This window comes from Nitrincola lacisaponensis (assembly GCF_000691225.1).
Taxonomy (GTDB): domain Bacteria; phylum Pseudomonadota; class Gammaproteobacteria; order Pseudomonadales; family Balneatricaceae; genus Nitrincola; species Nitrincola lacisaponensis.
In genome coordinates, this window is sequence record NZ_JMSZ01000032.1 from 554,389 (window position 1) to 568,262 (window position 13,874).

Annotated in this window: 16 protein-coding genes; 10 read left to right on the forward strand and 6 right to left on the reverse strand. The window is 51.1% G+C overall.

Annotated elements, in window-relative coordinates:
- Window positions 1-110 precede the first annotated feature (110 nt).
- A complete protein-coding gene (locus ADINL_RS12470) occupies window positions 111-881 on the forward strand; it encodes an EAL domain-containing protein (RefSeq protein ID WP_051632785.1) in 771 nt (256 codons plus the stop codon).
- 67 nt (window positions 882-948) lie between these two features.
- Window positions 949-1,428 (forward strand): DUF4442 domain-containing protein, encoded by a 480-nt coding sequence (locus tag ADINL_RS12475; protein WP_036548367.1) that lies wholly within the window; start codon window positions 949-951, stop codon window positions 1,426-1,428.
- A gap of 13 nt (window positions 1,429-1,441) precedes the next feature.
- Here the strand turns inward: ADINL_RS12475 and ADINL_RS12480 are convergent, their stop codons facing one another.
- The 5 genes from ADINL_RS12480 to gloB all read right to left on the reverse strand — a co-directional run bounded on the left by ADINL_RS12480 (window position 1,442) and on the right by gloB (window position 7,418).
- Entirely contained in the window at window positions 1,442-2,461 is a 1,020-nt protein-coding gene (locus tag ADINL_RS12480) for an ABC transporter permease (RefSeq protein ID WP_239644385.1), read from the reverse strand.
- Between the two features lie 2 nt (window positions 2,462-2,463).
- On the reverse strand, window positions 2,464-3,555 hold the full coding sequence (locus tag ADINL_RS12485; protein ID WP_036548373.1) for a microcin C ABC transporter permease YejB: 1,092 nt from the start codon (window positions 3,553-3,555) through the stop codon (window positions 2,464-2,466).
- Window positions 3,555-5,351 (reverse strand): extracellular solute-binding protein, encoded by a 1,797-nt coding sequence (locus ADINL_RS12490; protein WP_051632786.1) that lies wholly within the window; start codon window positions 5,349-5,351, stop codon window positions 3,555-3,557. The genes ADINL_RS12485 and ADINL_RS12490 overlap by 1 nt, the downstream gene beginning before the upstream one ends.
- Window positions 5,352-5,357: 6 nt before the next feature.
- A complete protein-coding gene (locus ADINL_RS12495; protein ID WP_051632787.1) occupies window positions 5,358-6,575 on the reverse strand; it encodes a transglycosylase SLT domain-containing protein in 1,218 nt (405 codons plus the stop codon).
- A gap of 63 nt (window positions 6,576-6,638) precedes the next feature.
- Complete coding sequence (gene gloB, locus ADINL_RS12500) at window positions 6,639-7,418, reverse strand: hydroxyacylglutathione hydrolase (RefSeq protein ID WP_193364966.1); 780 nt, start codon at window positions 7,416-7,418, stop codon at window positions 6,639-6,641.
- Between the two features lie 118 nt (window positions 7,419-7,536).
- On the opposite strand from gloB, the gene ADINL_RS12505 reads away from it, so the two are divergent.
- Genes ADINL_RS12505 through nudC form a run of 4 tightly spaced genes read left to right on the forward strand, consistent with a single transcriptional unit; the run spans window position 7,537 to window position 10,136 of the window.
- Window positions 7,537-8,313, forward strand: coding sequence for a class I SAM-dependent methyltransferase (locus tag ADINL_RS12505; RefSeq protein ID WP_051632788.1), 777 nt, complete (start codon window positions 7,537-7,539; stop codon window positions 8,311-8,313).
- Entirely contained in the window at window positions 8,310-8,756 is a 447-nt protein-coding gene (gene rnhA / locus ADINL_RS12510) for a ribonuclease HI (RefSeq protein ID WP_036548376.1), read from the forward strand. Before ADINL_RS12505 ends, rnhA begins: the two co-directional genes overlap by 4 nt.
- Window positions 8,756-9,508, forward strand: a complete 753-nt coding sequence (gene dnaQ / locus ADINL_RS12515) for a DNA polymerase III subunit epsilon (RefSeq protein ID WP_036548379.1) — start codon at window positions 8,756-8,758, stop codon at window positions 9,506-9,508. The genes rnhA and dnaQ overlap by 1 nt, the downstream gene beginning before the upstream one ends.
- Window positions 9,509-9,551: 43 nt before the next feature.
- Window positions 9,552-10,136, forward strand: coding sequence for an NAD(+) diphosphatase (gene nudC, locus ADINL_RS12520; RefSeq protein WP_051632789.1), 585 nt, complete (start codon window positions 9,552-9,554; stop codon window positions 10,134-10,136).
- Here the strand turns inward: nudC and ADINL_RS12525 are convergent.
- Window positions 10,126-10,449, reverse strand: coding sequence for an SCP2 sterol-binding domain-containing protein (locus tag ADINL_RS12525; RefSeq protein WP_193364967.1), 324 nt, complete (start codon window positions 10,447-10,449; stop codon window positions 10,126-10,128). The genes nudC and ADINL_RS12525 overlap by 11 nt on opposite strands.
- A 92-nt stretch (window positions 10,450-10,541) precedes the next feature.
- Between ADINL_RS12525 and sohB the strand changes: the two genes are divergently transcribed.
- The 4 genes from sohB (at window position 10,542) to nagZ (ending at window position 13,859) form a co-directional block, all read left to right on the forward strand.
- A complete protein-coding gene (sohB, locus tag ADINL_RS12530) occupies window positions 10,542-11,606 on the forward strand; it encodes a protease SohB (protein WP_204368238.1) in 1,065 nt (354 codons plus the stop codon).
- Between the two features lie 98 nt (window positions 11,607-11,704).
- Window positions 11,705-12,361, forward strand: coding sequence for a TetR/AcrR family transcriptional regulator (locus ADINL_RS12535; RefSeq protein WP_036548381.1), 657 nt, complete (start codon window positions 11,705-11,707; stop codon window positions 12,359-12,361).
- Window positions 12,361-12,846: a L,D-transpeptidase gene (locus ADINL_RS12540; RefSeq protein ID WP_036548384.1), complete on the forward strand. Its 486-nt coding sequence runs from the start codon at window positions 12,361-12,363 to the stop codon at window positions 12,844-12,846. The genes ADINL_RS12535 and ADINL_RS12540 overlap by 1 nt, the downstream gene beginning before the upstream one ends.
- Window positions 12,847-12,854: 8 nt before the next feature.
- Window positions 12,855-13,859 (forward strand): beta-N-acetylhexosaminidase, encoded by a 1,005-nt coding sequence (gene nagZ / locus ADINL_RS12545; RefSeq protein ID WP_036548387.1) that lies wholly within the window; start codon window positions 12,855-12,857, stop codon window positions 13,857-13,859.
- Window positions 13,860-13,874 lie beyond the last annotated feature (15 nt).

Sequence of the window (13,874 nt, forward strand, 5' to 3'; positions counted from 1 at the left end):
CTTACGTTAACCTCTCAAGTTTAGTTCAGTTTTGCAAGTGCTGTGCTAAGATATAAATGAATGCTGATATTGTATCTTCGGCCGTTTTTGTTTGAACAGGAGCCTGAGTTTTGGCGACAGAGTTTCCCGAAGAAATTACCCAGGTGGGGTGCGGTTTTTGTTATGTGCCGCTGGAGTTTGAGTTCAGTTTTGCGTTTCAGCCAATTGTTGATCTGCAGTCCCGGCAGGTATTTGGCTATGAAGCACTGGTTCGTGGCCCGGCGGGTGAGTCGGCCTGGAGTGTACTCAGCCAGGTGAACGATGCCAATCGTTATGCTTTTGATCAGGCCTGCCGTGTTAAAGCGATCCACCTGGCAAGCAAGCTGGGGTTAAACAAGGTTCTCAGCATCAATTTTTTGCCAAATGCGGTGTATGAACCTGCACACTGTATCCGCAGTACGCTGGCGGCGGCACGTGAAACAGGTTTTCCCATTGAAAACCTGATGTTTGAGATTGTTGAGTCAGAGCGGGTGTATGATCGCCAACATCTGACAAAAATTTTCAAGCATTACGAGCAACAGGGCTTTATTACAGCACTGGATGATTTTGGAGCCGGCCATGCAGGGTTAAACCTGCTGGCAGATTTTTTGCCACGTGTACTCAAGATCGATATGGATCTGGTGCGTGACGTTGACCAAAACCCTACCAAGCAGATTATCGTCAAGTATCTGGTGGGTATGTGCAATGAGCTGAATATCCGCGTATTGGCTGAAGGCATAGAAACTCTCGCTGAAGTCGAGTTTTTCCGGAGCCTGGGTGTCGAACTGATGCAGGGCTATTACTTTGCACGCCCGGGTTTTGAAATACTGCCTGAAATTGACTTTTCTACTCAGCTATTTTGACCTGATTTGTCATACGTGACCTCTGCTTGGGGTGCTAGCATGGTGTTTTGACTGTCAGGACCCTTGCATGAGATCCTTCTTTTTCCGTTATCCGCGTCTGTTTCGCTGGACCATGAATCTGTGGCCGCCGATGTTTTTCAGTGGTATACGCCTGGTTGAGCTGAGTAATGACTTTCGTTACGCGCGTGTAGATCTTAAATGGCGTCCCTGGACACGCAATGTCAACGGTACCCAGTATGGCGGCAGTCTGTTTTCCATGACGGATCCTTTTTATGCCTTGTTGCTGTTTGGTTGCCTGGGGTTTGACCGCTATCTGATCTGGGACAGCTCTGCAGAAATCGATTTTATCTCACCAGGGGTAGGGCGCCTGACGGCTGAGTTTCACCTGGAAGACGAACAGTTGCATGAGATACGTCAGCAGACCGCTGAAGGTGACAAGTATTTTCCGGAGTTTGTCGTCTATATCCGCGACCAGCAGGGCACTTTGGTTGCTAAGGTGATACGCCGCGTCTATGTCCGCCTGAAACCAGCTTATCGTAAAGTGTAACCCGACCGCAAAATCAGTTGATTTTGCGGGGGTCGAATGCATCACGTACGGCTTCACCAATAAAAATCAGTAACGTCAGCATGAGTGCCAGAGTGAAGAACGCCGAGAGTCCCAGCCAGGGAGCGTGCAGGTTTTCTTTACCCTGAGCCACCAGTTCTCCCAAAGATGGTGATCCGGGCGGCAGTCCAAATCCGAGAAAGTCCAGTGCCGTCAGCGTGACAATCGATCCATTGAATATAAATGGCATAAACGTCAAGGTCGCGACCATGGCGTTAGGCAGTACGTGGCGGAACATAATGGTACTGTTGCTCAGCCCCAGTGCCCGTGCGGCACGAACATACTCAAGATTGCGTCCACGCAAAAACTCTGCCCGTACGACATCGACCAGGTTCATCCAGGAGAACAGCAGCATAATACCGAGTAGCCACCAGAAATTAGGCTCCACCAGGCTTGCCAGAATGATCAGAAGGAAAAGCACTGGCAGTCCAGACCAGATTTCGATAAATCGCTGAAACAGCAGATCAACCTTGCCACCATAATAGCCTTGTACAGCACCTGCTGCGACACCAATGACTGAGCTGGCGAGTGTCAGCACCAGTGCAAACAGAACTGAAATACGGAAGCCATAGATCACACGGGCCATCACATCACGCGCCTGGTCATCTGTTCCCAGCCAGTTCTCCCATGAAGGCGGAGAAGGTGCGGGAGAGGGCAGGTCGTAGTTGATAGTCTGGTAGTTATAGCGAATGATTGGCCAGAGCATCCATCCACCAGCTTCTTCAATCAGGTTTTGAATGAATGGATCACGAAAATCTGCCGGAGCATCGAATTCGCCTCCAAACTCGAGTTCGGAGTAGGTTTTCAGAATTGGACTGTAGAGAGTGCCTTCAAAGCTCACCAGTATCGGTTTGTTGTTGGCGATCAGCTCGGCACCCAAAGAAATCACAAAAAGCGCCAAAAAAATCCACAATGACCAGAAGCCACGACGGTTACGGCAGAATGCATCCAGACGACGGCGCATGATCGGTGACATGATCAGCCCTCCCGACTACTGAAATCAATACGCGGATCGATCAGCGTATAAGTGATGTCACTGATCAATTTGAGTAGCAATCCGACCAGTGTAAAAATATACAACGTACCGAATATCACTGGATAATCGCGGCGTATGACGGCTTCATAGCCCAGCAACCCCAGACCATCCAGAGAGAAAATCACCTCAATGAGCAACGAGCCGGTAAAGAAAATGCCGATCAGGGCGGCTGGCATGCCGGCAATGATCAATAGCATGGCATTGCGGAACACATGGCCATAGAGCACACGATTTTCAGCCAGGCCTTTGGCCTTGGCTGTTAAGACATACTGCTTGTGTATTTCGTCCAGAAAAGCGTTTTTGGTCAGCATGGTCAGTGTTGCAAAACTGGAGATAACAGATGCCAGCACCGGCAAAGTCAGATGCCAGAAGTAGTCACCTATTTTCTGCAGCAGTGTCATCTCTTCCCAGCCGGGAGATGTCAGTCCGCGTAATGGAAACCAGTCAAAGTAAGTGCCGCCCGCAAAGAGGACGATCAGTAAAATGGCAAACAGGAAGTTGGGTATGGCGTAGCCAATAATGATGGCGCTGCTGGTCCACATATCGAAGCTACTGCCATCTCGGACAGCTTTGCGAATACCCAGGGGTATCGAAACCAGGTAGGCAATCAGGGTTGTCCAGAGCCCCAGCGAGATGGAAACAGGCATTTTTTCAATGATCAGTTCCATCACGGTTTTACTGCTGTAAAAACTGGTGCCAAAGTCAAATTTGAGATAGCTGATCAGCATTTGCATAAAACGCTCATGAGCGGGCTTGTCAAAGCCATACATGCGTTCGATCTCGGCAATAAGCGCCGGATCCAGTCCTTGTGCACCACGGTAGCCAGTGCCTTCTGATGAAGGTGCTGAGGCCATATCCGAGCCACCGCCACTACCAATCCGTTCACCAGTCGTATCGCCAAAACCCTGTAGCTGTGCAAGGGTTTGCTCAACCGGGCCTCCGGGAGCTAACTGAATAATCAGGAAATTCAGCAGTAGAATGCCAAACAGGGTTGGAATGATCAGCAACAAGCGTCGGACAATATAAGCGCCCATTAGCGTTTAATCCACCAGGTGTCGAAGCCGATTGCATACTTGGGACGGGTCTCGGGAATGCCAAACTTATCCCAATAAGCAATGCGGTAACTGTTTGTATGATAATGTGGAATTACATAATGATGCCATTGCAGTGCTCGGTCAAGCGCACGAGCGCGCAGTACCAGTTGTTCACGATCCGGTGCCTGAATTAACTGTTCGACCAGGTGGTCTACAGCCGGATTGCGAATGCCGATCAGGTTGCGACTGCCCGGGCGCTCTGCGCTACTGGAGTGCCAGTATTCACGTTGTTCATTACCGGGAGAGTTGGATTGACCGTAGCTGGTAATGATCATGTCAAAGTCATACTCACGTAACCGGTTGATGTATTGGGAAATATCTACTACACGAATCTGTGCCTGTATACCCATGCGCTCAAGGTTGCGTATAAAGGGTGCAATCAGTCGTTCCAGGTCTCGCTGAATGATCAGAATTTCAAACCGAAAGGGCTGTCCTTGCTCGTTACGCAATACGCCGCGCTCAAGGGTCCAGCCTGAATCCGCCAGCAGATGCAGGCCTTCGCGTATCTGGGTTCGAATATTGCCGTCACCGTCCGTTTGCGGGGCGCGATAGACTTCAGTAAACACCTGCTCCGGTAATAGATGTCTGATCGGTTCGAGAATAGCTAGCTCAGCATCATCAGGTAATGCTTCTGCGGCCATCTCGGAGTTGGAGAAGAAACTGTGGCTGCGCTTGTAAGCATCATAAAAAATCGCTCGATTGGTCCATTCAAAATCAAAAGCATGTGCCAATGCGTGACGTACCTGAGGGTCTGAAAACAGTGAGCGCCGAGTGTTCATGACAAAGGCCTGCATGCCGACCGGGTTCTGATGCTCAATCTGTTCCATGATGATGCGGCCCTGGTTCAGGGCTGAACCGGTGTAACCTGTGGCCCAGTTTTTTGCTGAATGTTCGGTACGATAGTCATATTGACCAGCTTTGAATGCCTCGAGAGCTACTGTGCCATCACGGTAGTAGTCAAACACCCATTCATCAAAATTGTAACGGCCTTTGCGAACAGGCAGATTTACACCCCAGTAGTCTGGATTGCGGCGATAGGTTACTGAGCGTCCGGGATTATAGCTGCTGAGAATATAGGGGCCGGAGCCAATGGGAATATCCAGGCTGGATTCTTCAAAATCACGTGTCTCCCAGTAATGCTTGGGTAAAATGGGTACTTCACCGACAATCAGGGCCAGCTCGCGGTTTTCAGTTTCAGCAAACTCGAATCTGACCCGATGAGGGCCAAGCGCCTGAATGTCGACGATGTCGGCATAATACGCGCGATAAAAAGGGCTGCCTTTTTCCCGCAGAAGGCGGAAGGTGTTGATGACATCTTCTGCAGTGACCGGTTTGCCATCACTGAACCGGGCTTCGGGGCGCATTTCAAACTCGACCCAGCGTCGGTCATCTGGCAGGCGGATGCGCTTGGCCAGGAGCCCATAGACCGAAAAAGGCTCGTCATCCGATTTGCTGGTCAGACTGTCATAAAGCAAACCCAATCCATCAGCGGGCGTGCCTTTAACAATAAAGGGATTAAAGCTGTCGAAACTGCCAATTGAGGATTGAACAACCCGTCCGCCTTTGGGAGCATCAGGGTTCACATAGTCAAAGTGGGTAAAATCGGCAGGGTATTTCAGGTCCCCATGCATGGCAATGCCATGGGTATATTCAGGGTCTGCCATGCTCCAGGTGCTGAAGCTGATTAAAACAATACTGGCCGTAATACGCGTAAAGTGTTGCAGACCTTTTATCATTCTTTGTTAACCTGATCCTGCCCTGGCGGATTGTAGTGCGAGGTCGGTGTTACCCGCCGGTACCAGCAGGGTCTGGCCTACCCGAAGTCGGGTATGGTCCATTTGGTTGGCCTGTTGGAGTGCCGAAACGGTTGTACCGAAGCGTCTGGCAATAGCACCCAGGGTATCGCCGCTATTAATGGTATAGTGTTGATAATTGACCCGTTCTTCAACAGGAAGTTGCACTAGTGCAGTCTGAAACTGGTCTGCATTTTCGACGGGTACCAGCAGGCGGTGAGGGCCTTCGGGTGCAGTAGCCCAGCGACTGAAACCTGGATTGAGTCGTTTCAGCTCATCCAGATCTATTTCTGCCAGTGCTGCAGCCTGAGAGAGATCCAGTTGGCCTCCGGTATCGATCTGAGCGAAGTAAGGTTCAGCAGGAATGGCTTCCAGCTCAACTCCCAGTGTGTCGGCATCGCGAATGACGCGCGCTGTAGCCAGCAGTTTGGGTACGTAACGCATGGTTTCAGCAGGCAGACGCAAAGACCAGTAATCCAATGGTTTATTGGCCTCACGGTTGCGGTTCATGGCCCGAAGGACATTACCTTCTCCGGCGTTATACGCAGCAAATGTAAGCAGCCAGTCACCCTCAAACATATCATTCAGTTTGGACAGGTAATTCAGCGCGGCATCTGTAGAGGCAACAATGTCGCGACGACCGTCATACCACCAGTTGCTTTCAAGACCAAAGTTTCGTGCGGTGCCCGGAATAAACTGCCAAGGCCCAGCTGCACGTGCTGATGAAACCGCAAAGGGGTTATAGCCACTTTCAATGAAGGGAATCAGAGCAACCTCGGCAGGCATGCCGCGCTCCAGCACCTGCTCAAGAATATAGTGATAATAAGGCAGAGCACGTTGACTGACGGCAGTGACGTGAGCTGGATTTTGCTCCAGCCATGCCAGCTCGCGTGCCAGACGGGCCTCTTCAAGATCCAGCTCCAGTGACAAATTGTCACGGGTGAGGTCCCAGGCTGTTTCAGGTTGCGAAGGCTGAGCCAATCCGAATAGAAGATTGCGTTGATACAGGCTGCCGTAGTGCATACCAGCGATCAATCGTGTCTGTTCCATTGGGCGCAGGGTGCTTTCCTGCGCGGACTGCTGGCTTTGTGAGGCACAACCGCTGACAACAGCGGCGACAGTCACGGCAAGCAGCCCAGTTCTGAGTCCTGTTTGAAGTCTAGACATGCGAATCCTGAAGCTGAATATAAACTTAACCGCACATTCTATCAGTCAGCACGTCAGACGCAATCAAAAACTGTTCTTCCATTCTCTAAGCAGGGCCAGGGTTTGTGCCGGGGTTTCAGGATGCTCTCCTGTATGGCCGTAAACTGTATGAATAACAGAGGTTTCAGATGTTCTCATGAAGGGGTTTATGGCTTTTTCAATTCCGATCAGCGAAGGTAGTGTTGGAAGTCCCTGCTCACGCAGGCTGCGACACTTTTCAGTCATGATGCCGATGTCCTGATTCTCGGGTTCGACGGCATGTGCAAAAGCCAGATTGGAGAGGGTGTACTCATGCGCAGCACAAACTTTTGTGTCATCCGGCAAGCTGGCGAAATAGTCCATAGCTGCTTGCATCTGCTCGGCAGTTCCTTCAAACAGGCGTCCGCAGCCAGCCATAAACAGTGTGTCGCCACAAAACAAAAGACCTGCACTGGACGCGTAATAGCTGATATGGTCCAGTGTGTGGCCGGGAACTGCCTTGATTTCAAAGCCGGTATCCAGCAAGTAGATGAGGTCTCCCTCTGTCAGGGGCTGGGTAATACCTTCAAATGTGGAGTTGGCAGGTCCGTAAACAGGGCAAAAATTGTTTTGTTGTTGCAGTTCGATCACGCCCCCCGTATGGTCGGCATGATGATGCGTGACTAAAATCGCAGCCAGTGTCTGCTGGTGCTCCTGAAGCCATTGCTGAACAACCTCAGCGCTGCCTGGGTCAACGATAATGACACCGGCATCCGGGTGTTCAGGATCGCTAATGGCCCAGATATAGTTGTCACTAAATGCAGGAATAGGGGTCAGATTCAGCATGATTTGCTCCGTCGATGAAACTTTAGCCTGAATCGATTGTACTGTAATTAGGAGCGGCATGTTTAGTCGGTATAGAAATAAACTCAGAATCTCTGGATGAAAGGCGTGAGGGCGCAGCATGAATTCACACTCTCAACAGACAGCTCTACACCCTGCTGAAGCGATACGTCACTGGTACGCTACACCACTTGGCCAGGAGGTGGCGGCCTGTGAGCGCAAAATGGCGGATACGCTGGTTCATGGTGCGTTTGGTTATCATCTGGTTCAAGTGGGTTACGATCCGTCCGTCAGACTGTTTGATGCCAGTCCCGTCTCGCACAAGGTGATGCTCTGTCCGCAGATGGTGCTCGGTATGGATGAGCATAACCTCGTTGCAGAAGCCAATGAGCTACCCTTGGCAGATAGCAGTCTGGATGTCGTTATCTTGCACCATGCGCTGGATTTTGCAGAGCATCCACATCAAGTCCTGCGGGAAGCATCCCGGGTGTTGCGTCCGGGTGGGCACTTGTTAGTGGTCAGCTTCAACCCTGCTAGTTTTTGGGGGCTGTGTCGTCGTTTTCATGCAGGTCGTCCCTTGCCCTGGGCTGCTCAGGGGTTTAGTCATTGGCGTTTACATGACTGGATGCGCTTGCTGGATCTGACCGAGTTAAAAAGTGTCAGTGATTTCCATCAGCCACCTATCGAAAATGCCCGTTGGTATCATCGCTTGGGCTTTTTGGGATCCTGGGTTTCCAGATTGCCAACCTACAGTGGTGTGGTATTGATGATGTGGGTGCGTAAGGATGTTATGGGTATGACCCCATTAAAACCTGCCTGGAAAACGCGTAAACTTATCAGCTTTCCTGTGGCCGAGCCTTCGGCCCGACATAAATCCGCCAGGGGTAAGTCAGTTTGAGTTTAGTGGAAATTTTTACCGATGGCGCCTGTAAAGGAAATCCAGGCCCCGGTGGCTGGGGGGCTTTGCTACGCTATGCAGGCAAGCAAAAAGAGCTTTATGGTGGAGAAGCAGATACCACCAATAACCGGATGGAAATGCTGGCTGCCATTGAGGCCTTGCGTTGCCTGAAACGCCCGTGTCATGTCCGATTGACGACAGACTCTCAATATCTGCGTAAAGGAATTACCGAATGGTTGGCTGGCTGGAAGCGTAATGGCTGGAAAACAGCGGCCAGGCAGCCAGTGAAAAATGTCGACTTATGGCAGGCGCTGGATGAGGAGGTTAACCGGCACCAGGTTGAGTGGTGCTGGGTTAAAGGGCACAGTGGTCATGCTGAAAACGAGATAGCCGATGCGCTTGCCAATCGTGGTGTGGAAGAATTTGGAAGACGGAAAGCCTGATGAGACAGATTGTACTGGATACCGAGACAACCGGTATCGACCCTGCAGAAGGTCACAATATTATTGAAATCGGTTGCATTGAAATGCAACTGCGGCGTTTGACTGGCAACCACTACCATCAGTATATCAAGCCGGATCGCGAGGTTGAGGCTGAAGCGATTGCTGTACATGGCATCACCAATGAGTTTCTGGCTGATAAGCCTCGCTTTGCGGTTGTAAGTGACGCTTTTATCGAGTTTGTACGTGGCGCAGAGCTGATTATCCATAACGCAGCGTTTGATATTGGCTTCCTGGATGCTGAATTGGCGCGCAATGGCTACACTGAGCGTATGGCAGATATCTGCCCCAAGATAACCGATACCCTGCTGTTGGCCCGAAAGAAGTTTCCGGGTCAGAAAAACAACCTGGATGCTTTATGTCGGCGCTTCGGTATTGAGCACTTTGACCGTGAGTTACACGGTGCGTTGCTTGACTCGAAAATTCTGGCTGAAGTCTATTTGCTGCTGACGGGGGGGCAGACAGCTCTGGCGCTTGGCAGCGATACAGATGGTGGTGAAGAGAGTGGGATCAGTAGTATGCGTCCGGTAGATACAGCCGGCATGCAGCTCAAGGTTATCTCTGCATCTGATGTTGAGCTGGCTGCGCATGAGGCTTTTCTGGAGACGCTGGAGAAAAAATCTGGTGGAAATTGCCTGTGGAAGCAGTTTGAATCCTCTGCGACAGAATCAGTGTCTGCAGAGACTAATTCCTAAAACCTATCCCTAAAAGTTAATCCCTGGCAGGTAAGAGGTACACATGGACTTGTTGCGAGAAGCCTTGTCTGGTGCAGAAGATGAGCAGCACTACGCTGCGCTTTCCCGTCAGGCGCAGCTGCAGCGATGGCAGCAGCATGCTCGTTTCTGCCAGTGCTGTGCAGCACCGCTGCTACCTCATCCTGACGAGGAAATAGCGCGGCTATGTTCTGGGTGTGGGCATGTGCATTATCCGCCTGTCTCGCCCTGTATCATCGTGCTGGTATTGCGTGGCGAGCAGTGCCTGCTTGCCCATGCTGCCAAGTTCCCGCCAGGGCGTTATAGCACGCTGGCAGGCTTTATTGAGCCAGGTGAAACCGCCGAGCAAGCGGTGATGCGAGAGGTCAAGGAGGAGGTGGGTATTGAGGTGTGTAATATTCGTTACTTCAAAAGCCAGTCCTGGCCCTTTCCGCACTCGCTGATGTTGGGTTATTTTGCCGATTACGCGGGTGGTGAGATTCAACCGGACGGAGAAGAAATTCTCTCTGCCAGCTGGTTTGATCGTGAAAACCTGCCAGATCTGCCATCGAGTTTTTCGATTTCCCGCCAGTTGATTGAGGCATTTGTTCAGTACCGTATTAACGGTTGAACAGCTTGCTTAGCCGGGTTGCCAGCATGACATTGCCTTCTGCTCGAAGCTGGCCTTTCATGAAAGCACTCATGCCGTCCTGCTCTCCGGTCATGACGCGAATCAAGGTCGCTTCGTCCATGAGTAATGTGATGTCTGGATCGCCATGTTCGCCATAGTGAGACTGGCAGTCAACTTCGTCAATTTCCAGAAAAAATGCGTCTGCATCACTGATTTTGAATTGAAATACGGCTTTAAAACCATTGGCCTGTGACGGATTGAATTTTTCAGGCAGTTTGCGAACAATCTTTTCCAGCGTAATATGTGTCGTCATGCAGTCTCTTCCGGGCTTGTTTCTATGCTCTATGGTACATTAGCGCACCGCGAAAGCGAACCGGATGCCAACACTTGTTTGTGGAGAACCTTGTGATCGAATTTTTAACCCAGTATGGATTGTTTTTGGCCAAAACGGCGACGCTGGTCGTGGCGTTGTTGCTGGTGGTGGTGCTGCTGGTCAGTCTTGCCAGTCGTCGCCGGCATCATCAGGCAGAAGGGCATATAGATGTCAAAAACCTGAATGACAAGTACAAGGATATGTATGAAGCGCTGGAAGAGTCTGTGCTGGATGAAGAGTTACTGCGTCAGCGTATCAAGCAGGAGCGCAAGCAGGAAAAAGCAGATGCCAAGGCTCGACGCAAGGCTGCCAAGAAGGGCGAGCTGGAAGAAGAGGACAAAAAGCGAATCTATGTCATCGATTTTGATGGTGATATCAGTGCTTCTGCGACAGATCATTTGCGTGAAGAAATTACGGCTATTTTGTCGATTGCGCGCCCTGAGCAGGATGAAGTGGTGCTGAATCTGGAGAGTCCTGGAGGTATGGTGCATGCCTATGGTTTCGCTGCTTCCCAGCTTGAACGCCTGCGTCGCAAGAAGATCCCATTGACTGTTTGCGTTGACAAGGTCGCTGCCAGTGGTGGCTATATGATGGCCTGCATTGCAGACCGCATTCTGGCGGCTCCGTTTGCAGTGGTCGGATCAATTGGTGTGGTAGCTCAGCTGCCTAATTTCCACCGGTTGCTGAAAAAGCATGATATCGATTACGAAGTACTGACGGCGGGCGAGTACAAGCGCACGCTCACCGTATTTGGCCAGAATACCGAAAAAGGGCGTGAAAAATTTATAGAAGAGCTGGAAGAAACACATCAGCTATTCAAGGATTTTGTGCGTGAATACCGTCCATCCATGGATATCGCCAAGGTTGCTACAGGGGAGATCTGGTATGGGCGTCAGGCGCTGGAGCAGGGGCTGGTTGATGGATTGATGACCAGTGATGAGTACTTGTGTGAGGCTGCAAACGATGCAGATCTGTATAAAGTGCATTATGAGCATAAAAAGGGGCTGCAGGATCGGCTGGGTGAGTTGGCGGCCGATTCGTCAGACCGCGTCCTGATGCGCTGGTGGCAGCGCATTAGTCAGCGACCACTAATGTAATAATAATCAATGACATTTACATACAAGCTTGTATAATATCGGAGAAAATGGTTTCAAACGCGAGTTCATCTTTTTAGAGAAAAGGCACGGAGGGAGTGATGAAGCGTCGGGTCAAGACTGCCACAAGGATTATATTGGCTGCGGAAGCTCTGTTTGCTGAGCAGGGTTTTACCGAGACCACCATGCGACAGATCACTTCAGCTGCAGATGTTAACCTGGCGGCTGTTAATTATCATTTTCGCTCCAAGCAGGGGCTGGTCAATGCGGTTTGTGAGCGACTCATGGAGCCGCTCTGTGCCGAAATTGAAACAGCCCTGGCTGACCGGCTGCTGGATTCTTCTCCGGTACGTATCGAAGAGCTGCTTGAGATTCTGATGCGCGCGCTGCTGAATGTCAGTCAGATCAATACTTACTCTCTGTCTGTTTTCATGCGTTTGCTGGAGCTTGCGTACATGAAGAACCAGGAAGAGTTGCGTGAGTTTTTCGTTACGGAGTACTGGCACCGCTTGCAGACGTTTCTGGACTGTCTGCGTAAGGACGCCGCGCCGATGGAAGACAATGAGTTTTTCTGGCGCCTGCACTTTCTGCTGGGATCGATTGTTTTCACCCTGTCGAATTACCACATGCTGTTGACGCTGGAAAAAAGCAGCTTCAAAGACAGCGCTGAAATTGAGCGGATTCTGCACCGCATGATTCCTGTTCTGGCGGCTGGCATGCAGGCACGTGGCGAAAAAATTTATTTCTCCCGTATCTGATGTCGCTGCATATTCACATCTCTATCGCGCAGCAACGCTTGTCACTCTATGATGACGAGCGTGTGTTGTGCAGTTTTTCAGTTTCTACCGCCAGTCGGGGTCCAGGTAACCAGGAAAACTCTGGTTGTACGCCACTTGGCCGGCACCGAATCCGTGCTAAAATTGGCGCCGGTTTGCCGCAGAACGCGGTGCTGGTTGGGCGACGTTTTACCGGTGAAATCTACAGTCCGGAGCTGGCACTTCAGCATCCTCAGCGAGACTGGATTCTGACGCGCATTCTTTGGTTGTGTGGTGAGCAGCCAGGGTATAATCGACTCGGCAGTGTCGATAGCATGCGCCGATATATCTATATTCATGGCACTCCGGATACTGAACCTATGGGTGAACCCCGTTCGCATGGCTGTATCCGTATGCGTAATAGTGACATTACTGAACTTTTCCAACAGGTTCCGACGGGTTGTCGGGTCCTGATAACGGCTGAATGAGAGGCTACATGACAACAGGCGCCTTGATGCTGGACCTGGTGGGTACCCAGCTGACAGATGAAGAAGCACAGCGATTGCAGCAGCCGGAAGTGGGCGGTTTGATTCTGTTCAGTCGTAACTATACGAACCCCGGGCAGCTGAATGAGCTGATGCATGCTATTCGTGCAGTCCGTACAGACCTGATTGTCGCCGTAGATCAGGAAGGCGGTCGCGTACAGCGGTTTCGTGAAGGATTTACCCGACTGCCGCCTATGGCCTGTCTTGGGCAGATCTATACCCGTGAGCCTGAACGTGCCCGTTATCTGGCAACAGAGTTGGGCTGGCTGATGGCCACCGAATTGCGTGAGTTTGATATAGATATCAGCTTTGCGCCAGTGCTGGATATTGACTGGCAACAGAGCTCAGTGATTGGTGATCGTGCTTTTTCCTCAGACCCTCAGATACTCATCAGCCTTTCAACTGCATTTATGCAAGGGATGCATGAGGCAGGCATGGCTGCAACCGGTAAGCACTTCCCCGGCCATGGCTGGGTGACAGCTGATTCCCATCTTGAACTTCCAGTGGATGAGCGTGCTGAAGCGGCATTGGACGCGGCCGATATTTGCCCGTTCAAGGCGTTGATCGACAAGGGGCTGGATGCGATTATGCCGGCACATGTCGTATACAGTCAGGTAGACGCTGAGCCCGCCGGTTTTTCAACCTACTGGCTGAAACAAAAATTGCGTGGTGCGTTAGGATTTAAGGGTGTGATATTCAGTGATGACTTGACGATGGAAGGCGCCAGCCTTGCCGGCAGTTATGTTGAACGCTGTCGCCGGGCTTTAGAGGCCGGGTGTGATATGGTGCTAGTATGCAACCAACCCGAGCGAGCCGTTGAAGTATTGACCTGGTTACAGTCTCAGCCAGCGGTGTTTAATCCCCGCATAGCAACCATGCGTGGTAAACCCGTGTCTCAGGCTGGGCGTGAAGAGCGATTGCAGCAGGCCCGAAAACTCGCCGCCGAGTGTCTTTGATTAAACGTATTGTCT

Coding starts and splice junctions, on each gene's coding strand:
- ADINL_RS12480 (WP_239644385.1), bottom strand. CDS start 2,461: ATGTCACCGATCATGCGCCGTCGTCTGGATGCATTCTGCCGTAACCGT.
- ADINL_RS12475 (WP_036548367.1), top strand. CDS start 949: ATGAGATCCTTCTTTTTCCGTTATCCGCGTCTGTTTCGCTGGACCATG.
- nudC (WP_051632789.1), top strand. CDS start 9,552: ATGGACTTGTTGCGAGAAGCCTTGTCTGGTGCAGAAGATGAGCAGCAC.
- dnaQ (WP_036548379.1), top strand. CDS start 8,756: ATGAGACAGATTGTACTGGATACCGAGACAACCGGTATCGACCCTGCA.
- ADINL_RS12490 (WP_051632786.1), bottom strand. CDS start 5,351: ATGATAAAAGGTCTGCAACACTTTACGCGTATTACGGCCAGTATTGTT.
- ADINL_RS12540 (WP_036548384.1), top strand. CDS start 12,361: ATGTCGCTGCATATTCACATCTCTATCGCGCAGCAACGCTTGTCACTC.
- ADINL_RS12535 (WP_036548381.1), top strand. CDS start 11,705: ATGAAGCGTCGGGTCAAGACTGCCACAAGGATTATATTGGCTGCGGAA.
- ADINL_RS12495 (WP_051632787.1), bottom strand. CDS start 6,575: ATGTCTAGACTTCAAACAGGACTCAGAACTGGGCTGCTTGCCGTGACT.
- ADINL_RS12525 (WP_193364967.1), bottom strand. CDS start 10,449: ATGACGACACATATTACGCTGGAAAAGATTGTTCGCAAACTGCCTGAA.
- gloB (WP_193364966.1), bottom strand. CDS start 7,418: ATGCTGAATCTGACCCCTATTCCTGCATTTAGTGACAACTATATCTGG.
- ADINL_RS12485 (WP_036548373.1), bottom strand. CDS start 3,555: ATGGGCGCTTATATTGTCCGACGCTTGTTGCTGATCATTCCAACCCTG.
- ADINL_RS12505 (WP_051632788.1), top strand. CDS start 7,537: ATGAATTCACACTCTCAACAGACAGCTCTACACCCTGCTGAAGCGATA.
- nagZ (WP_036548387.1), top strand. CDS start 12,855: ATGACAACAGGCGCCTTGATGCTGGACCTGGTGGGTACCCAGCTGACA.